Origin of the sequence: Streptomyces atratus, from assembly GCF_014648655.1 — a bacterium.
In the GTDB taxonomy this organism is placed as follows: domain Bacteria; phylum Actinomycetota; class Actinomycetes; order Streptomycetales; family Streptomycetaceae; genus Streptomyces; species Streptomyces atratus.
On sequence record NZ_BMRN01000024.1, the window covers coordinates 1 to 19647 of the forward strand.

The 19647-nt window shown below is 70.3% G+C and carries 15 protein-coding genes, 1 tRNA gene and 2 pseudogenes; 5 read left to right on the plus strand and 13 right to left on the minus strand.

Going from position 1 to position 19647, the window contains the following annotated elements; genetic code table 11:
- The first annotated feature begins 172 nt into the window (after positions 1-172).
- Positions 173-1636, plus strand: coding sequence for a nucleobase:cation symporter-2 family protein (locus IEZ15_RS28855; RefSeq protein WP_189280017.1), 1464 nt, complete (start codon positions 173-175; stop codon positions 1634-1636).
- A gap of 92 nt (positions 1637-1728) precedes the next feature.
- Here the strand turns inward: IEZ15_RS28855 and IEZ15_RS28860 are convergent, their stop codons facing one another.
- The 8 genes and pseudogenes from IEZ15_RS28860 to IEZ15_RS28895 all read right to left on the minus strand — a co-directional run bounded on the left by IEZ15_RS28860 (position 1729) and on the right by IEZ15_RS28895 (position 7164).
- Positions 1729-2607 carry a chitosanase gene (locus IEZ15_RS28860; protein ID WP_114247471.1) on the minus strand — a complete coding sequence of 293 codons (879 nt, stop codon included), beginning with the start codon at positions 2605-2607 and terminating at the stop codon, positions 1729-1731.
- Positions 2608-2771: 164 nt separating this feature from the next.
- Positions 2772-3026 (minus strand): annotated as a pseudogene (locus tag IEZ15_RS28865) (transposase); the annotation flags it as partial.
- Between the two features lie 230 nt (positions 3027-3256).
- Positions 3257-3715: a DUF6023 family protein gene (locus IEZ15_RS28870; protein ID WP_189280018.1), complete on the minus strand. Its 459-nt coding sequence runs from the start codon at positions 3713-3715 to the stop codon at positions 3257-3259.
- Positions 3716-3759: 44 nt separating this feature from the next.
- A complete protein-coding gene (locus IEZ15_RS28875; protein WP_229846160.1) occupies positions 3760-4410 on the minus strand; it encodes a hypothetical protein in 651 nt (216 codons plus the stop codon).
- 462 nt (positions 4411-4872) lie between these two features.
- Positions 4873-5211 (minus strand): hypothetical protein, encoded by a 339-nt coding sequence (locus tag IEZ15_RS28880; RefSeq protein ID WP_189280019.1) that lies wholly within the window; start codon positions 5209-5211, stop codon positions 4873-4875.
- A gap of 232 nt (positions 5212-5443) precedes the next feature.
- Positions 5444-5806: pseudogene (locus tag IEZ15_RS28885) on the minus strand (transposase); the annotation flags it as partial.
- A gap of 80 nt (positions 5807-5886) precedes the next feature.
- Positions 5887-6195, minus strand: a complete 309-nt coding sequence (locus IEZ15_RS28890) for an SH3 domain-containing protein (RefSeq protein ID WP_114247472.1) — start codon at positions 6193-6195, stop codon at positions 5887-5889.
- 189 nt (positions 6196-6384) lie between these two features.
- A complete protein-coding gene (locus IEZ15_RS28895; RefSeq protein ID WP_189280088.1) occupies positions 6385-7164 on the minus strand; it encodes a chitosanase in 780 nt (259 codons plus the stop codon).
- 120 nt (positions 7165-7284) lie between these two features.
- On the opposite strand from IEZ15_RS28895, the gene IEZ15_RS28900 reads away from it, so the two are divergent.
- From IEZ15_RS28900 to IEZ15_RS28910, 3 genes are all read left to right on the plus strand, one after another.
- Positions 7285-7968: an alpha/beta fold hydrolase gene (locus IEZ15_RS28900; RefSeq protein WP_189280020.1), complete on the plus strand. Its 684-nt coding sequence runs from the start codon at positions 7285-7287 to the stop codon at positions 7966-7968.
- Positions 7969-8073: 105 nt separating this feature from the next.
- Positions 8074-10203 carry a hypothetical protein gene (locus IEZ15_RS28905; RefSeq protein WP_229846161.1) on the plus strand — a complete coding sequence of 710 codons (2130 nt, stop codon included), beginning with the start codon at positions 8074-8076 and terminating at the stop codon, positions 10201-10203.
- Positions 10204-10355: 152 nt separating this feature from the next.
- Positions 10356-11348, plus strand: coding sequence for a fibronectin type III domain-containing protein (locus IEZ15_RS28910; RefSeq protein WP_189280022.1), 993 nt, complete (start codon positions 10356-10358; stop codon positions 11346-11348).
- 63 nt (positions 11349-11411) lie between these two features.
- On the opposite strand, the gene IEZ15_RS28915 is transcribed toward IEZ15_RS28910, so the two are convergent.
- From IEZ15_RS28915 to IEZ15_RS28935, 5 genes are all read right to left on the minus strand, one after another.
- Entirely contained in the window at positions 11412-12569 is a 1158-nt protein-coding gene (locus IEZ15_RS28915) for a vWA domain-containing protein (RefSeq protein ID WP_189280089.1), read from the minus strand.
- A 55-nt stretch (positions 12570-12624) separates the two neighbouring features.
- Entirely contained in the window at positions 12625-13863 is a 1239-nt protein-coding gene (locus tag IEZ15_RS28920; RefSeq protein WP_373302636.1) for an AAA family ATPase, read from the minus strand.
- 86 nt (positions 13864-13949) lie between these two features.
- Positions 13950-15713, minus strand: coding sequence for an ankyrin repeat domain-containing protein (locus IEZ15_RS28925; RefSeq protein ID WP_189280023.1), 1764 nt, complete (start codon positions 15711-15713; stop codon positions 13950-13952).
- Complete coding sequence (locus IEZ15_RS28930) at positions 15710-16846, minus strand: leucine-rich repeat domain-containing protein (RefSeq protein ID WP_189280024.1); 1137 nt, start codon at positions 16844-16846, stop codon at positions 15710-15712. The genes IEZ15_RS28925 and IEZ15_RS28930 overlap by 4 nt, the downstream gene beginning before the upstream one ends.
- Before the next feature lie 104 nt (positions 16847-16950).
- A tRNA-Arg gene (locus IEZ15_RS28935) sits at positions 16951-17026 on the minus strand.
- 222 nt (positions 17027-17248) lie between these two features.
- Between IEZ15_RS28935 and IEZ15_RS28940 the strand changes: the two genes are divergently transcribed.
- Complete coding sequence (locus tag IEZ15_RS28940; RefSeq protein WP_189280025.1) at positions 17249-19537, plus strand: glycosyl hydrolase family 18 protein; 2289 nt, start codon at positions 17249-17251, stop codon at positions 19535-19537.
- Positions 19538-19647 lie beyond the last annotated feature (110 nt).

A 19647-nucleotide genomic window follows, 5' to 3' on the forward strand; every position in this document is an offset into this window, starting at 1 on the left:
ACCTGCCCCACCTGCACCAAAGCTGCCCGCACCAGCTGCACGACCTGCCCCACCTGCACCAAAGCTGCCCGCACCAGCTGCACGACCTGCCCCACCTGCACCAACGCACCACTTGCACCACCTCCCTGACACCCACGTCGCCGCAGACGTGTACCCGACCGGAGGAACCGCCGTGGCAGCTACGCCCAGGTTTCGCAACGAAGCAGTCGCAGCCCCCGATGCCGACCCCCACCTCGACCCCGCCCGCCCCGCCCCCGATTCGGACTCGGCAGACCGGAAACACCCGGTCGACGAAACGCTTCCCCCGCTGAGGATGTTCACCAGCGGCCTCCAGCACGTGGCCGCGATGTACGCGGGCGTGGTGGCCCCGCCGATGATCCTGGGACCCGCCGTGGGCCTCACCCCCGAGGAGACCGCCTTCCTGATGGGTGCGAGCCTCTTCACCGCGGGCCTGGCCACCCTGCTCCAGACCCTCGGCTTCTGGCGCATCGGCGCCCGGCTGCCGTTCGTCAACGGTGTCTCGTTCGCCGGGGTGACCCCGATGGTGGCGATAGGAAAGGACCGCGGACACGACGGCATCGCCGTCATCTTCGGCGCGATCATCGTCGCCGGCCTGCTCGGCTTCCTGCTCGCCCCGTACTTCTGCAAGCTGGTCCGCTTCTTCCCGCCCGTCGTCACCGGCACCGTGATCACGCTGATCGGCGTCTCGCTGCTGCCGGTCGCCTTCAACTGGTCCCAGGGCGGCAATGCCACGGCCGGCGACTACGGCTCGACGACCAACATCACCATGGCCGCGGTCACGCTGGTGATCGTCCTCGCCCTGCGCAAACTGCTGCGCGGCTTCCTCCAGCAGATCGCCATCCTGCTCGGGCTGGTCGTCGGCACGCTGATCGCGATCCCGGTCGGCATCACCGACTTCGGCGCCGTCAAGGACGCCGACCTGGTCGGCTTCCCGACGCCGTTCCACTTCGGGGCACCGCAGTTCGAGGTCGCCGCGATCGTATCCATGTGCATCGTCATGCTGGTCTGCATGACCGAGTCCACCGCGGACATACTGGCTCTCGGCAGGATCGTCGACCGTCCGGCGGACGAGCGGACCATCGAGGGCGGCCTGCGCGCCGACACCCTGGGCAGCGCCATCAGTCCGCTCTTCAACGGCTTCATGTGCAGTGCCTTCGCCCAGAACATCGGGCTGGTCGCGATGACCAAGGTCCGCAGCCGCTTCGTGGTGGCCGCGGGCGGCGGCATCCTGATAGTGCTCGGGCTGGTCCCCGTAGCCGCATCCGTCATCGCGCTCGTCCCGCTGCCCGTCCTCGGCGGCGCGGGCATCGTGCTCTTCGGTTCGGTCGCCGCGAGCGGCATCCAGACACTGGCGACCGCCGCGCTGGAGAAGGGAGAGAACGCGCTGATCGTGGCAGCGGCCGTGGGCATCGGACTGATCCCGATAGCCGCACCTGACTTCTACCACGCGTTCCCGAAGGATGCGCTCGTCGTGCTCGACTCCGGGATCTCGACCGGATGTGTCGTGGCGATCGTGCTCAACCTGGCCTTCAACCACCTCGGCAGGAAGCCGGGTCCGGAACCGTCGGAGCGGGAGACGAGCCCGGCGGCCCCGGCCCCGGTGGCTGCACACTGACGAGAAGAGCCCGGTCCGCTACGGCGCCGTGGCGCGTACGGCGACCCTCAAGGGTGCTTCCGTACGCGCCTCAGCCGTGACCCGGGTGTGCGTCAGCCGATGTGGTAGCTGTCGCCGTACACCTTCCAGTCGAGCGGCGGATCCAGGTTCAGATTGCCCTTCTTCAGGAAGACCCGCTGGGCGGTGTCCACCCGGCTGGTGTCCGAGTGGGCCTCCTCCTGCTGCATCGCCCAGACCCTGGCGTCCAGGAAGGCGTTGAGGTAAGTCACCTCGTTGCCGCCCTGGGCCGGCGGCTTCGCCTTGGCGAGGGCCCGCTTGCGGATGGAGCTGAAGCCGGTGCTGTCGCCGCCGTCACCGTGCATGACGATGGCGTCGTAGTACGCGAACTGGCCCAGCGTGCCGATGCCGTCCGCCTTGCCCTGCTTGACGGCAGGGTTGAAGTACACCCGGTCCCGCTCGTCGTTCTGGGCCTGCTTGAACGCCGAGTCGGACGCGGCGGTCGCCCAGTCCTTCTTGAAGTTCGGGTCGAGACCGCTGTGCGAGTCGGTGCCGTTGACCTTCCGCAGCGCGGGGAGGTACTTCGCGAGGACGTTGCCGGGCTTGCGCTGGGTGTACAGCTCGACGAGGTCGAGCATGTCGCCGGTGCCGGAACAGAAGCCGATGATGCCCGCGGTGTAGCCGCGGCCGTCGTCGATGTCCTCGATGTACTTGTACTGGGCCTTCCAGTTGAGCGAGGAGTTCTCGGCGCTGGAGACCAGTTGCATGGCGATCTCCTTCTTCGCCGGATCGTCGAGCCCGGTCGCGGCGGCGGCCTGCTGGGCGACGGCCGTCCGCTGGGGTACGGCCTGGTGCGAGGGAGCACCGGCGTAGGCGCTGACAGGTATCGCCGTGAGGGCCAGTCCGACCGTGATGACCGCGATGCGGACGGAGCGGGTGCTGCGACGTGCGGTGCGCTTATGGGGGGTGTGCACCAGTCCTCCAAAGGGAGTTCGTCGTTCCATCTTCTGTTAGGAAGCTTTCCTATCAGGATGGAGCGAGTGCCGTACACCCCTACGACATGGAGGAGTTGAGAACATTCCGCCGGAACGCGGGAAGGCCCCGCACCGCGCGGCAGGCGGATGCTGTTGTTTGATTCGGGGCGAAGTGTTGCGAAGCGGCGGGTGCGGGTGCGAGTGCGGGCTCGGGGCGTGTCGGTGAGGTGGGCGTCGATGCGGGCAAGGTTGATCGCTGCTCAGGCGAGCCGGTGCTGGAGGCTGGTCCTGGTGTGCCCGCGGTAGCGGGATCTCCGTAGGCCGCAGCGTCGAACGCCCTGGGAAATTGTGCCTTCGACGCCGACACGCATTTTGTAACGCTCTTTCCACCGTGTGGTCTGCTGCTCGGCCCGGAGCTGGTGCAGGACCTCAGGCCGCCCGTGCCCCCGCACTGTCTCCGCCGGAACCCCACCCGGTCCACTCGGCCGCATCGACATCGACACACTCCCCATACGACAACGTCGGTTCCCAGGACCACAACCAGGTCTTGGGAACCGACGTCGCACGAGGCCTCGAATTAGCCAACACTGTCCGCGGAAGGCGCGGTGCAAGGCGCAGTGCTGTGCTGTTTTTCGGGTGAGCCTGCGGCTTACTTGTCGGCCTTGTCCAGGCGCCAGGCCACCATTCCTGTGGCCCCCGGAATCCCCTCGGCGTCGATCCTGACCCTGGCCGCTGAGGCTGTGAGGAACTGGCGAAGTGGGACGCCGTCGCAATTCACGGTCCGGCGGACGGTGTTCTTCAGGGCTATGGACAGGGTGATCTTGCCCTTTCCGGCGCAGGCGACCGCCAACTTGTACGAACGCCCTCGCATCAGTTCCGGTTCGCTGTGGAGTCCATCGCTGACACGTTCAAGGCCGGCCTCGACAAACAGCTGATCGCTGTCGCTGACCTCCTCTGTGCCGAGAGCTTCTTGGACCTGCTTACCGAGTCTCTCCTCAGTGCGGTCGGACGTTTCGGAGGGGTGCTGCCGTTGCTGCGCAGGACTGCTCTCCGGCGTGCTCGGCCCGCCGGATTCGCTCCTGCACCCAACGGCGAGGGCAACGGACACACAACAGAGGGCGAGGCTACGCCGCAAGGGGCGCGGTTGGGGCGTCATGAATTCGTCGTCCAGTATCGCCAACCGGTCTCCTTGGTAGGAAGCTTCGCGGTGCCTGAGCCGATCCTTACCTTTCTGCAACGGTCGGAACTGGTCTTGTACTTTGCCCAGTTCACCCTGTAGCCCCAAGAACCGTACTGCATGTGACCGTACTTCTTTGCGGGGATGGAGTGCGTGTATGAGTGCCCCACGGTGACCCCCACCTCCGCAACCACCTTGACGCTGTACTCCGCCTTGACCTCTGCAATAATGGCACTGAAGCTGGCTCCTCCGGTGCCACTGACCTCGCCCGCGATCTTGCCCGCCTTCTCGACGCTGACCCTCATCGATCCGCCCGGACCGTCCTTGAAGCTGGTGCCGTTCCACCAGGACGGAACATGGTAGGCCGTCTTGCTGCTTACTTCGTACCACTGCTTGACCGGGTTGTCGCAGCGCATGGGCCCGACATCACCGTCGGCGCTCACCTCAGGCAGAGCGGCAAGGGCATGATCGGCGGCAGCCTCGACGGCCGACTTGGAAGGGCCCTCCACCACGCTGTCAGCTGACTCCTGCGTGGCGATCTGGTCGGCTGTGACAGCTTCAGGTGCTGCATCGGCTGAGGCCTCTGCTGCGCTGGCTGCGGTAGCCAGTGCCGCAGTGAGGACCAAGGCCGTGGCTGGAGTGAGAACGTACCGCATTGTTGCTTTTCGCACGTGGATTCCCCCTGTGGGTGACACCCATTTGACTGGTCGGGTCTGTGCGCAACCTATGCAACTTCCTTGGATTCATTGGGTGCTTATCGTATTTCCCGAGGAAGACTTGAGGAGGTGGATCCGGGGTGGCATATGTCATCAAGCGGTGAGGAGAAGGCCGATGGCGGAGGCATCGGCCATCCAGGCAGCGGTCGCAGGGGCGACGAAGGAGGTCCTTGGGGGTGCCGAAGGAGATCACCGCGGCAGGAGGGCCAGACTCAGAACGGTCAACTGCATGCACCTGCAGCCGCTCGCCATCGGTTCTATTCACCGCCCGCGCCAGGCTTCGCAGCAGCCGAGCGCGGCTGCTGCGGTGGAATCCTCACTCCAAGAGCGACACCGACTCCGCCACCAGCGGGGGTCGTTGTCGTTATGGGCTCAGCTGTTCGACGGCTGGGTGTTGTACACCGGCGGCTTCGCATATCCGAGCAGCCAGCCGAACCGCGGGCTCACCTGCCGCTCGGCCAGGCGAAACAGGTCGTAGTGCACGAACGCCGCGGCGGGCGTGAGGACGCCGCTCGCCGCGCCTTTTTCGAGTTCCGGTCCGATGCTCGCAGCCTGGGCGATAAACCACCCGACCACGGCCGGAATTCCGGTGTGCAGCAGCGATACGTACAGATACGGATGCGGTGTGACTGGTCTGGCCGTGGTTCTGCCGCTGAAGTACCGGGTTCTGGTCTCGCTAGTAGATACTGGCGGACAAACGTGACGAAGCATCAGGTCGTCATCGCCACCGATTCCCGCCGCATGTCGCTCTTCTGCGGGTGTGCCCCGAGTCGGCGTTCTCGACGGCCGGGACAGGGCCGCGGTCCTCGCGCCGACGGGCTCCTGGTGGAGCTGACCGACGTCGACTACAGCGGTCGGGCCGCACTCGGGGGTGGCCGTGCCCCAAACCTCTGGGCGCGTCGCTGGTCGTGGATCTCGGCAGCCGGGCGGCGAGGGGTTCCGGCCGTTCACCTGCGGGTGTGGCCAGGCGGTCACGGAACTCCGACAGCACCGAGAAATCGAAGCCCGGATCAGCCAGGTCCAGCCCGAGGGCGTACTTGAAATTGATCCTCGCCCGCACCGCCTCCGCGGCCTGTCGGTCGGTGAGCCCCTCCATAAACTGCAAGACCGGCACCAGCGCCGACCGGCCCGGAGACCAAGCCGGTTTCCCCCGCGACGGGAACAGGTCCGTGAACTCCTCGTCGCTGAACAAGGGCCCCAGCTCGTCCCGGATCCGGATCGCCGGACTGCCCTTCGGGAAGGCCGCCTGTGCCCCCCGCGCTGTCTCCGCCGGAACCCCACCCGGTCCACTCGGCCGCATCGACATCGACACACTCCCCATACGACAACGTCGGTTCCCAGGACCACAACCAGGTCTTGGGAACCGACGTCACGCGTGCGCCGGCCTCAGCAGTTGAGGTAGGCCACGTGGATCCAGACGCCCGTGGGGCCGCCCCACAGGTCACCCATGATCCAGTTGCCCTGCCGGCCGCGGTAGTTGAGGTTCTGGCCCTGGTTCACCTGACCGAGGACCGGGTACTCGGAGCCCGGTCCGCCGCGGAAGTTCACCCCGTTGTCGTTGACGGTGCAGACCGCGGCCGGCGCCTTCGCCGCCTGCGCGGCGGCCGGGCTCTGCATGGCCTGCGCGGCGGGGCCGAGGGCCAGCCCGAGACCGGCGGCCAGGACCGTCGCGGCCAGCATCTTCTTCATCATCATGCGCTTCTCTCCTCCGTATCCCGGCCCACATCCGCGTGTGCCGTTCGTCAGCCTCAACGGAGCCGCCGACCGTCGGGTCACGGGTCCGGATCACCCTTCCTGGAGGAGTGAAAGCGCAGGTCAAATGGCATGTGCACCGGCGTGCGCAGCCAGCGGGGCGGACGCTTCCCGCGCCCGTCGATCACGGGTTTAACGGGCGTCGATCCGGTAACCGTCGCCGTACACCCGCCACCGCAGCGGTGTCTCCAGCCCGAGCCTGCCCTCCCTCACGAACACCCGCTGGGCCGTCTCGATCCGGCTGGTGTCGGAGTGTGAGGGCTCCTTGCGGATCGCTGCGACACGGGCGTCGAGGAAGGCGTTCAGATAGGCCGCCTCGTCCCCGCCGCGCGCCGGTGGCGCAGCCGCGGCGAGCGCCTCGCGGCGGATCGTACGGAAGCCGACCGTGCCGTCCGTGTCGCCGTACCCGTGCATCACATAGGCGTCGTAGTAGATGAACTGCCCCAGGGTGCCGAGTCCATCCGCCTCGGCCCGGGCGACCGCCGGGTCGAAGTACGACCGGTCGCGCTCGGCGTCCTGCGCCGACCGGAAGGCAGGGTCCGCGGCCGCCTCGGCCCAGGCCTCGGTGAACGGGCGGCCGAGCCCGTCGTGCGCATCGCTGCCCCGTACCGCGCGCAGGGCGGGGAGGAACCGTTCCAGCGGATTGCCGGGACGCGCCGCCGCGTACCGCTCGACGACCTTCAGCATGTCGCCGGTGCCGGAACAGAAGCCGATGATGCCCGCGGTGTAGCCGCGGCCGTCACCGATGTCCTCGATGTACTTGTACTGGGCCTTCCAGTCGAGCGAGGAGTTCTCGGCGCTGGAGACCAGCTGCATGGCGATCTCCTTCTTCGCCGGATCGTCGAGCCCGGATTCCGGTCCGCCCTCGGCGGACCCGGCCGCCGAGCAGCCGGAGAGCACGGAGACGGCCATGGCGGCAGTGGCGACAGCGATCAGCAGCGGGCGGGGCACGACGTTCACCCCTCAACCCTGCCAGGCCGCGGGGAGCCGCGGGTGACAGGTCTTCGCTCATTCGGCTGTAGCGTCATGGGTATGGAAGATCAGTCTGTTGTGGATGTCGGCGATGTACGGCTGGCATATCGGACCTGGGGCGACCCCTTCGGCTCGCCCGTGGTCCTGCTGCACGGCCTCGGCGGCTCCGCCGCGAGCTGGGAGGCGGCCGGGAGTCTGCTCGGCGAACAGTGGCGGGTGTACGCCATCGACCTGCGCGGTCATGGCGAGAGCGACTGGCCGGACGAGTACTCCGTCGAGCTGATGCGGGACGACATCCTCGGCTTCCTCGACGAGTGCGAACTCGACCGGGTGGGCCTGGTCGGCCACTCGATGGGCGGTGTCGTCGCCCATCTGCTCGCCCAGGAGCACGCGGACCGGGTGGAGCGGCTGGTACTGGTGGAGACCCCGCCGCCGTTCCCGAGCGAGCTGAAGCCGGCCGCCGAACCGGAGGGGCCGGTGGACTACGACTGGGCTGTCGTCGCTCCCATCCGGGCCGAGGTGGCCGACCCCGACCCCGAATGGGCGGCCGGCCTCGGCGAGATCGTCGCGCCGACGCTGATGATCGCCGGCGGCCCGGAGTCCACCATGCCCCAGGGGCGCCTGCAGGACATGGCCTCGCTGATCCCGGACTGCCGGCTGATCACGATCGGGGGCGGTCACCGGGTCCATGAGATCCACCCCGACCAGGTCGCCCAGCAGATCACGGAGTTCTTCACCAGCTGAACGGCGAGCGGCTGCCGGCCCACGGCCCGGCCGGCAGCTGTGTGCTGCCCTTCGGCTCCCCTCGCGGCCGGGGCGTTGTCAGTGCCGGGTGCCATGCTCCGTTCCATGGAACTCGCACTGTTCTTCGCCGATGTCGACGCCCAGCCGTGGGCCGAACTGCAACATGCCTACGGGAGCGCCGCCGACGTGCCCGACTGCCTGCGGGCACTGGCCGGCGACGACGAGGATGCGGCTTCCGAGGCGATCTCGGAGCTGTACGGCAGCATCCTGCACCAGGGTTCGGTCTACGAGGCCACGGCCCGCGCCGTGCCGTACATGGCACAGCTCGCCGGGGCCGGGTACCGCACGGAGGACCTGTTGGTGCTGCTCGGCGGGATAGCGGAGGGCGGCGCGGACCACGGCGACACGGACGAAGCCGCCTGCCGGTCGGCCGTCATCGGTCAACTGCCCCTGATTCTCACGTCGGTCGACGCCGAGGAGGCCGGGCTGCGGCGGGCCGCGGTGTGGGCCGCCGCGATGACGGGGGCGGCTGATCGGGTGCTGCCGGTGCTCCGGCGGCGCCGGAAGCAGGAGACGGATGCCCTCGTACGGGCCGAACTCCTCGGGGCCATGGCGCATCTGGATCCGGCGGGAACGGCCGCTGCGGCAACCGAAGCCATGAGCACGGACGAGCCCGGCGAGGTGAGGATCGCAGCGCTGCTGGCCTGTGTGGACGCCGGACTGCCGTGGACCTCCGCGCACCACGAGGCGATGCTGTCCCTTCTCCCCGCGGACGAGCTCGTCGAGGGCCGCCTCGACCTGGAGCGGAACGAACCGCTGCAGTATGTCGTCGAGGCGCTGCTGCTCCGCGACACCGACAAGGACCGCGAAGCGGTGTACAGCCTGCTCGATGCCGCACTGCGAAGTGCGGTGCCCGAAGCGCGTACAGAGGCGTTGTGGGCGGCCGAGACCGCCTGCCGGCTTTCGCGCAGCGCGCCGGAACGGCTGGTCGCCCCCATGGAGGCGCTCGTAGCCGACCCGGCCTCCGTACCGGCGGCGTACTCGCTCCTCGAGAAGCTGGGCACGCATGCCGTGGCGGCTGCTCCGGTGCTGGCCCGGCTGGCCGAGGGAGAGGGCGATCCCGCGGACCGGGCCCTGGAAGCGCTCGTCGCCGTGGCCCCGGACCGGGCCGCGCCCCTCCTGGCCCGTGACCTGGGACAGCGCCCGCGTGCGCTCGGCGCGGCCTGCGGCTTCCTGATCGGAGGGACGGCCGACACCTCGTTCCCGTACGACCCCGTACTGCTGGACGCCATACGGACCCGGCTGGGCGCGGACGACCTGGACGGCAACGAGCCCATCCGGCTCACGGCCCTGCTCGGCGCCTGGGGGAGCCGGGCGTCCGCCGCCCTGCCCGAACTGCGGTCCGCGCTGCCGAGATTCCCGAAGGTGGTGGCGAAGGCGCTGGCCGCAGTGTGCCCACCGGAACACCGCGCGGCGACGGCGGAACTCCTGACCACCGCGGCCTGCTCCGGACCGGAGGACGGCCGGCTCGCTGCGGCAAGGGCTGTGCGCCGACTGACCGGGGAGACCGGCCCCCTGCTGGCGGCGATTGCCGCCCAGCTGGCCCGTGGCGGCCATGGCGTGCGCGAGGCTGCGGGACTCGCCGCCGAGCTGGGCCCTGAGGCTGCCGGGCTGGTGCCCGCCCTGCGGTCCGCGCTCAGCGCGCCCGGGGAGGATCGCAACATTCCGCAGCTGGACAGCGACGTCGAGATCGCCGCAGCCCTGTGGCGGATCACCGGTGACGCGAAGGAGGCGGTGCCGGTGCTGGCCGGTGTGTTCACCGAGGTCGAACCGGTATGGATGCGCTGGACGTTCACCCGTGCCGCACGGGCGGCGGCCCGCATGGGCGCCGCGGCCCGGCCGCTGGTTCCCGCGCTGGAGGGCCTGCTGACGGACCGGCTGCAGACACCGGCCGCCGTCCTCGCGCTGCACGCGATCGCACCCGAATCCCTCGACGGCCCCCGTCTGGCGGGTCTGGTCCTGGACTCCGCCGAGGAGGACGCCGACGCCGTGACCGCGCTGGAGGCGCTCGTCGCCCTCGGCCGCACCGCTCTCACCGAAGACCACCACCGCCGCCTTACGGCTCTTGCCGAGCGGGACCTCCGGGTGACGGCCTCGGGCCTGGAATCGGGGATGGCCCCGGCCGACGAACGACTGCGCGAGCAGGCACGTGAGGCGGCGCGCATGCTGAGCTGAGCCGGGCCGGGTCCGGCCACCGGCCGTCCCGGCCCGGCGCCCCGCCGACGCACGAGCGCCTGCGCACACCGGCACATTGCGGAACGTTCCGCTCCACCCTCTTGTCGGTGACCCCCGCGCCATGCGATACAGGTCTGGACCATTGCTGCCGGATGGAAGGCACGACCGTGCAACGCCCCCACGCAACCGCCGCGTTGGCCTGCTCCGCCGCCCTGATCCTCGCCGCGCTCACCGCCTGCGGCTCCACCCCCGAGGCGGACACCCGGAAACCCACATCGCCGGACCATGTGACAGCACAGGCCGGCAGCGCCACCTCCGTGCACGTCATGTGGGAGCCGGCCACCGACAACAAGGCGGTCACCGGCTACGAGGTCTACCGCAACGGCGAGAGGGTGAAGTCCGTCGCGGCGGCCAAGGTGATGACCGACGTCGACGGGCTGACCGCCTCGACCGCCTACGCCTTCACCGTCCGCGCCCGCGACGCCGCCGGGAACCTCTCCGCGCCGAGCGCCGCCGCGACCGTCACCACACCCGCCCCGGCCCCCGCCGACCACGAGCCGCCGACCCGCCCGGTGAAACTGCGCGGCACGGCGGACGGCAGCCGGGCGGCGAACCTCTCCTGGGGCGGCTCGACGGACGACGTCGGCGTCACCTCGTACGACATCTACCAGGAGGACTCCCGCATCCACAGCGTGCCCGGCACGCAGACCACGGCGCATCTGACCGGACTGCGCCCCGGCACCGTCTACACCTTCACCGTCCGCGCCCGCGACGCCGCCGACACCTCTTCGCCCGACAGCAACGCCCTCGACCTCACCACCGCGTCGGCGCCGGGCGCACCGGCCGGTACCGCCCCCAGCGACCTGCGGATCAGCAACCGAGTCCAGGGCAAGGAGTACGTCATCGACCTGGACTGGAAACAGCCCGGGACGGGCGGCGAGATCCCGGCGTACCAGCTCTTCATGGACGGCCGGCTGACCACCACGATCGTGTGGGGCTCCACCCCGCCCGCAGGCCGGGCGAGCTACCGGCTCACCGTCAGCGACCCGCGGGGCACCCGCTACTCGATGAAGATCCGCGCCGAGCTGCCCGACGGGAAGTGGGGGGACTTCTCTGCCCAGCGCACGGTCGTCCTGGGCGACTGAAGCCGCGTACGGTCCGCTGTTCCCGGTGCGGGTGCGGTGGGTGATGCGACGTCCCGGCCGGTCTCAGGAGACGACGCGCACGGTCTCCACCCACCCCGGGGGCTGCGGGGCGTCCGAGCCGATGAGCGCCGCGACGAGCCGGCACGAAGGGGACTCGTCCGGCCAGGGCGTATAGCCGTCGGTGAGGACGACGACGATGTTCGGGCGGTCCCGCGCCGCGAGGGCGGCGGCGATGCCGACCCGCATGTCCGTGCCGCCGCCCCCGCCGAGGGTGATCTGCTCGGCGGCCGTCACCCGGGACACGCTCTGCACATCGGCGTCGCAGGCCAGCACGGTGACGCGGTTGCCCCGGATGCCCACCTCCCGCAGCACCCCGGTGACCTCCGCCAGCGCCGAGGCGAGTTCCTCATCCCCCATCGACCCCGAGGTGTCGATGACGACGGCGACACGGGGCAACGGTCGGCGCAGGCTGGGCAGGACGACGCCGCGGAGCGCCGCGCTGCGCCGGGACGGGCGGCGGTAGGTGTAGTCGATCGCTCCGGCGGCCCACGCGGCAGCCTCCCGTACCGCGCCCGCGAGCGCCTGCCGCCAGTCGACTGTGGGCTCCAGGACCTGCTCCGCCCAGCGTTCCCAGCCCGCCGGGAGAGTGCCCCGGCTGCGCCGGTGCGCGCGCATGGCCTCCGCGGTGTGGCGCCGCAGTGCCTCGGCCTCGACCGGACCCAGACAGCTCGGCCCGTCCGAGCCGGCCAGCTCCCAGGGCATCGGTTGCCCATGGGCGCCGGACCCGCAGTTGTGCGGGGGTGGGCCCTGCGGCACACCGGGAAGATACGCCTCGAAGAGCTGCCCGGTCGGCAGGCCGAAGAGCCGCGGCTCCATCCGGCCCGCCGGCAGAGGCAGCCCGTCGGCGATGAGGTCGTCGTTGATCTCGCAGTCCTGGGCGACATTGACGCGGTGCGGGTCACGCTGGTCGGCGGCAGGCAGCCGCTCGGCGCGACCATGGTGATCACGCAGCAGATGCGCCACCTCGTGCACCCACACTGCCGCGAGTTCCCCCACCGGTGTCGCGTCGACGAAGGCGGGTGACACATAGCAGCGCCAGTGCCGGTCCACGCCCATCGTCGGCACGTCGGTGCTCGCCACCACCGACAGCGCGTACAGCGCCGAGGCCAGATAGGGTCGGTCGGTCGCCGCCCGGTAGCGGGCGGCGAGCAGCTTGGTCATGTCCAACTGGGGCCGCTCAGGGGCGGTTTCCGGATCCGGCACCGACGTGCCCGCCTCAGCCGCTCTGCGGTAGCGCGCCGGACAGCTGCAGCAGTTCCAGGAAGGCGTCGATGCCCTCCGGGACCGGCCAGTCGGTGTCCCGCATCGCCGCCAGGTCCACCGCCGCCCTGGCCGCCACATCGGGAACACCCGCGTCCACGGCCTTCGCGAGCACCGCCCAGCCGGCCTCCCAGCGGGAGCGGGTGAGGTCGCCCTGGACGGCCGCGACGACCGCGATGAGGAAGGCCAGTTGACGGTCGCCGCGTTCGGGCAGGGCGAACGCGGCAGGGTTCGCCAGGACGCGGTCGGGGTCGGGCAGATCGAGGTTCTCCAGATAGGACAGCAGCTCGATGCCCGCACCGTCTCCCACGGCCCCGGTCAACGCGCCCGCCATCGCCTCCCGCCCGGCGTCCGTCGCGTACCCGGTGGCGAGCAGCCGCAGCGCCATGTCCCAGGTCCGCGGGGACGGCCAGGCCCGGCCCCGGCTCTCCGCGTCGGCCGGAATGTGATGGACGAGGCCGGGGCGTGCGGTCAGGAAGCCGGAGATCGCACCCCGGGCCCGTGCCGCCGAGCCCGCGACCCTGGCGGCGTCGACGACCGGGACCGCGGCCTTCGGCCACGTACCGGCCATGCCCCGTGCCACGGTGCGCGGATCGTGCGTCCACTGGAGGTGCACGAAACGGTTGGCGAGCGGTGGGCTGAGGTGCCAGCCGTCCGCCGCGCTCGACGGCGGATTCGCCGCCGCCACGATGCGCACGGACTCCGGCAATGTCAGACTGCCCACGCGGCGTTCGAGCACGACGCGCAGCAGCGCCGCCTGCACAGCCGGGGGAGCAGAGGACAACTCGTCGAAGAAAAGCAGTCCCCGGCCCGTGCGCGCGAGCCGGACCGCCCAGTCCGGCGGGGCCATCGGCACCCCGGTCACGGCCGGATCGTCGCCTACGACGGGCAGACCGGCGAAGTCGGAGGGTTCGTGCACACTTGCGATTACCGTTTCCAGCGGTAGGCCGAGCCCGGCAGCGAGCTGCTCCATGCCGGCCGACTTGCCGATGCCCGGCTCGCCCCAGAGCAGCACCGGCTGATTGGCCGTCACAGCCAGTGCCAGTGCCTCCAGTTGAGGATTGGTGGCGGCTTCGGTACGCGAAGTCCGCAGCCTGCGATTGAGATCGTCGGCGGCGTCCAGGGGCCCACGAGCGGCGCCCGCGGACGGAACCGCGTGTGACGCCCCGGGAGCGCCGTGGGCGGCGGTGCCCACCCTCTCCCCGGTGCTCACCGCCTGCCGCGCGGCCGTCCGTCCTGCGGTGCTCACCGCGTCTCCCGCCACTGCTCGTCCTCCGGTACTCACTCGTCCTCGTCCTCTTCGTCCGCGTCGTCCCTCTCTTCCTCCCACTCCTCCCACCAGTCGGACCCGATGCCCGGATGTTCCTTCTCCACCCGTTCCTTGAGGAAGTCCAGGTCCGTCCGCCGGTACTTGCTGATCAACTGGGCCAGCGAGAGCTCCATCTGATCGAGCACGTCGATCCGTGCCCCGGCCTCGATCAGTGCCTTCACGAGGTCCGGCGAACCACCCCCGTCGACCGCCGAGCAGAGCGGAGTGCGGTCCAGGTGATCCTGTGCCTCCAGATCGAGACCGGCCGCCAGGAGCCGGGGCAGCAGGAGCTCGTGGTCGAGCAGATGCAGCACATGGAGCAGGCTGCGCCGTCCGCCGTCCCGCACCCGGAGGTCGACCCCCGCGTCCAGGAGCTCCAGAACCCCCGGCGTGTCCCCGTGCTGGACGCGCAGAAAGAGCTCCCGGCGCTGCGCCTGCAGGGCCTTGGGCAACCGTCCCGTGCCGGACATGCACGCGTGCTCCACGGCGAAGCAGCCGGTGACCGCGCCGCCGAAGGCACGCAGGGCGTTCTCGCGCTGTCGTTCCTGCGGGCTGTGCGGGGAGTCGAGCCGACCGTCACGAAAGACGACCTTGTGCCATTCGCCGCGGCACCTGACCCGTACCGGTGCGGGAGGCGTCGGCCCCGGCGGGCCGGTCGCTGGGCCGAGGCCGGTGAAGAGGGCCCCGGCGACGAGCGGGTGCAACTGTCCGGGAGACACCCCACCCGTCCGCAGAAGATCGAGGTCCGGCAGCCGGCGCCAGACCGCCTCGGGAACGAAGGCCGCGCCGTCGGCCTCCTCCAGCCCGACGAGCCTCATCCGCAGCGGTCCGCGGTCCGTGAACTCCAGCAGGATGTTGGCCGGCCAGGCCTCACCGATCTGGAAGCGCTCCGCCGGGCTGTGCTCCGCGAACCGCCGGACCGCTGCCTCCAGGCGGGGAACGTCGAGCGCCAGCCCGGCCACGATCGATTCGGGAGTCGCGCGGTACCACGCAGGCATCTGCGGTGGTGTCGGATCCCACTCGATTCCCGCCGCCGCCAGGGACTCGGCCACCTGGCCGTTCTGGTGCAGCAGCGTCAGCCACTCGGCGCGGGCCACCGGATCGCCGGAGCCCGGGTCCGCCGTGGGCAGTTCATCGGCGGCGCGCGGTGTGCCGTCGGCGTGGAGGAAGGGCGGCCGGTCCGCGACACCGACGTGTGCCCGCAGTTCGCCGGTGCGGCGCGCGTCCCACAGATACCGGGCGGTGCGCCAGTCCTCGATGCCTGAGCGGAACAGGCCGGGTGCCGGCTGGCGCCCCTTCCCGGCCGTGCCGAACCGGAGGGCGATCCGCTGCGGTCCGTCGACCATCGGGAGCGTACGGAGGTACAGATACAGTGACGTCGGCCCCGGCCCGTCCGGCGTGCGGCCGTAGCCCGCCAGGATCACGATCCGGTCGGTGGCGAGCGTCGAACGGCCGCCGAGGATGCGCGGCAGATGCCAGCGCACCAGGTCGGGGACGAGATGAAGGAGATCGGCCCCGAGCGCTCCGGCCACGTCCGGACCGTACCGTTCGGACACCTGGGCGAGGTCGAACTTCACGTCGAACCGGGCCGCCGCGCAGGCGCCCTGCCAGTCCCCGGCCGCCCGCCGCTCGGCCGACTCCTCGATCATCCACCGGGGCACCGCGTACCGGCGGACCTGACGTCGGCTCGCCAGCTCGTCCGGCGCGAAGTACCCGGCGACCGTGCCCGGGCTCACCGGTAGACGCTCCTCACCGCGCGCAGGTCCGCATGGGTCCCGCCGTCCGGGCGCAGCCGCGCCGCGAAGGACCGCTTCACCTTGCGCGGCAGGCCCGGCCCCAACCCCACGTACTCCAGACGCGAGTCGGCGTCGACGGCCGCGAGGAGGGTCTTCGCGCCCCGACCGGTGAGTCCGGTGTGGCACAGCTCCAGCCGCCGCAGGGGACTGCCGCGCAGGGCGCCGGCCAGCGCATGGGCTCCGATGTCACCGGTGACATTGGACCGGGCCCCGAGACTGCGCTCCGAGGGCGGCCGCCCCAGGTCGAGCGCCTCGATCCCGTCGAGCGCGTCGGCCAGGGCACGCGCGCCGGCGGGCCCGATCCCGTTGCCGCCGAGACCGAGCCGGACCGGACGGGCGGGGTCGGCCGCGGCCGCCAGCACGGCGGCTCCGTCGTCACCGAGGTGGTTGGCGGGAAGGTACAGCTCCCGTACCCCGGCGTCGCGGATGAGCGCGGCCAGCAGCCCAGCCGCCTCGGCGCCGAGTCCGTTACCTCCGAGGAACAGCCGCTCGACCGGCCGGGACCGCTGACTCAGTACGGTGAGCAGTGCCGCGAGACCGTCGGCCGTGAGCCCGCTGTTCACCAGGTCGAGGGTGCGCAGAACGGTGTTGCGGCGCAGCATCGGAACGAGCGCCCGGACTCCGGCGTCGCCCAGGGGGTTGCGTTTCAGCCACAATGCTCTGACGGTGTCGTCCTCGCTCAGCGCACCGGCGAGCGCTGTGACCCCGTCGGTTCCGATGCGATTGCAGCCGAGGTAGACCGTTCGCAGCCCGTGGTCGTCCCGGCCGAGCGCGTCGGCGACGGCCCGCGCTCCTTCGTCGCCCAGCGAGTTGGTGCCGAGCAGCACATGCGCGGCGTGCGGGGAGCGGGCGACCGCGGGCATCACCCGGACCGCGCCCGCTGCCCCGAGCCCCTGCTTGCAGAGATCGACCCGGCCGTCCACCCGCAGCGTGCCGAGCGGAAACGTCTCGTCGGCCTCGACGGAATGTGCCGACTCCAGCCGCTCCAGCAGCGGGTCCAGCAAGGCCGCGTCGGCGAGCGGAATGTCCGGGTGCTCGATCGCGGGACAGCGCACGGGCATCGGCTGCAACATCACTACTCCCCAGGTCCCCCGTCGGCACCCGGCCAGGAGAGGGCGACCGCGTTCTCCGCCCGCTCAGGACGAACCGACGCCATCGACTCTCCTCCACGAAAAGGTGGCAAGACCGGTCGGATTCGAACCGACGTCCTCCAGCTCGCTGCTAGGGCGCGACGACCTCTGCGCTACAGCCTTGCCGTGCGTGATCCTAGCCGTATCGATGCCGAATTCGCACACCAGTGCCTCTATTTGATCGCCTCGCCGCCTCGGCCGCCCGGAGCCGAAGACGGGCCCCGAATGGTCTGTACCTATTGACGAGTTGGTCCAGACCATTTAGTTTCCCCTGTGCTCCATGGCACCAAGGAATCCCGCTCCCCCTCAGGACCGCCTCACCGGTCCCTGCCTCAAGGGAGAACCATGTTCGAGCACATGACCTTCGGAAGAAGAACGTCGACTGCCCTCGTCGCCGTCCTCGGACTCCTCCTCGCGCTGCTGTCGTTACAGGCCGCACCCGCACACGCGGCGGGCAAGCTGACGGCCACCTTCACCTCGGCCGACAACGGGTCGTGGTGGAAGGGGACTTACGTCCTGCACAACGACACCGACACCGCCGTCACCGGCTGGAGCCTCGAATTCGACCTGCCGGCCGGGGTCGCGATCGACACCTCCTACAACGGTACCGTCACCACTCAGGGCAGCCACCTCACCGCGGTCAACGCCCACTACAACGGTACGGTCGCCGCACACAGCACCACCGAGCCGTACAGCTTCTGGTTCGTGGCCACCGGCCCGATCACCGCGCCGACCGGCTGCCGGATCAACGGCGATAAGTGCGACGGCTCCGCGGATGTGCCGCCGGGCGCGCCGAGCGGGCTGAAGCAGACCGATGTCACCGCCCGCACCGCGTCGCTGTCCTGGACGGCGGCCACGGCGGGTGACTTCCCCGTGGCGTCGTACGACATCCTGGCCGGGGGCAAGGTGGTCGGTACCGCCACCGCGGCAACTTCCGCCACGGTCACCGGGCTGACCCCGGCGACCTCCTACTCCTTCACCGTCCGGGCCAAGGACACCCGTGGCAACACCTCCGCCGAGAGCGCCCCGCTGGCCGTGACCACCGTCGACCCGGCCACCGACACCTCTCCGCCCACCGCACCCGGCTCGCTGCACTCCACGGCAACCGACTCCTCGTCCGTCACCCTGGCCTGGACCGCCGCGACGGACAACCAGCGGGTCGCCGCGTACGACCTCTACCGGGGCGGGCAACTCGCCACCACGGTGTCCGGTACGACGACCACCGCCACCATCGGCGGACTCTCGCCCTCGACCTCATACACCTTCACCGTCAAGGCCCGTGACGCGGCGGACAACGCCTCCCCGGCCAGTAACGCGCTCACGGTGAAGACCGACGACATCGTCGGCGAGGGCAACTACGCCACGGTCGGCTACTTCGTCCAATGGGGCATCTACGGCCGCCAGTACTTCGTCAAGAACCTCCACGACTCCGGCGCCGCGAACAAGCTCGACATCGTCAACTACGCGTTCGCCAACATCGATCCGAACAACCTGACCTGCCTGAACGGCGTTACCAGGGGAACCACCGCCGACCCCCAGGACCCCGAGCAGGGCACCGGCGCCGGTGACGCCGACGCCGACTACGGCCGCCCGTTCAGCGCCGCCCAGTCCGTCGACGGCGTCGCGGACGACGGCTGGGGCAAACTCCGTGGCAACTTCAACCAGTTGAAGAAGCTCAAGAAACTCCACCCGAACCTGAAGATCGTGGTCTCGCTCGGCGGCTGGACGTACTCCAAGTACTTCTCCGACGTGGCGGCCACCGACGCCTCCCGCAAGAAGTTCGTCTCCTCCTGCATCGACATGTACATCAAGGGCAACCTGCCCGAGTACAACGGAGCGGGCGGCCCCGGCACCGCAGCCGGGATCTTCGACGGCTTCGACATCGACTGGGAATGGCCGGGCACCGGCACCGGACACCCCGGCAACCACTACTCGCCCGACGACAAGACCAACCTGACCCTGCTGCTCGCCGAATTCCGCAAGCAGATGGACGCCCTCGGCGGCGGCCACCGCCTCCTCACCGCCTTCACCCCCGCCGACCCGCAGAAGGTCGGCGAGGGCTGGGACCTGGGCAAGGTCTTCGACTCCCTCGATGTGGCGAACGTCCAGGGCTACGACTTCCACGGCTCCGGCAGCGACAACTCCTGGGAGCCGAACCGCACCGGCCACCAGGCCAACCTCTACACCGACGATCAGGACCCCTACGACTTCCACTTCAGCGCCGACGCCGCCATCAAGACCTACACCGACGCGGGGGCCGAGCCCCGCAAACTGACCCTCGGCATCCCGTTCTACGGCCGGGGCTGGCAGAACGTCGCCGACGGCGGAGCCGCCGGTGAATGGCAGACGGCGGGCGGCGCCGCCCCCGGCCAGTTCGCGGAGGAGGCCGGCACCCGCGGCTACTCCAACCTCATCGGCGCCTACCCGGCGATGACGGTCCATCACGACGAACAGTCGGTGTCGACGTACGGCTGGACCGGCAGCCAGTGGTGGTCCTTCGACGACACCTGGTCCATCGGCAAGAAGACGGAGTACGTCAAGAACAAGGGTCTGCTGGGGGTGATGGTCTGGGAGATGTCGGGGGACACGCCTCAAGGCACACTGCTCGACGCCCTCGACACCGGGCTGGGGTAAGGGCACGCGACGTCCGTCCCCGAGCAGCCCGCAGGCTCCGCGGGGACGGGTGCCGTGTCTGCGGAGCGGTGGCACTGCTCCGGTCCCTATGGGACGGGCTCAGCCAGTCT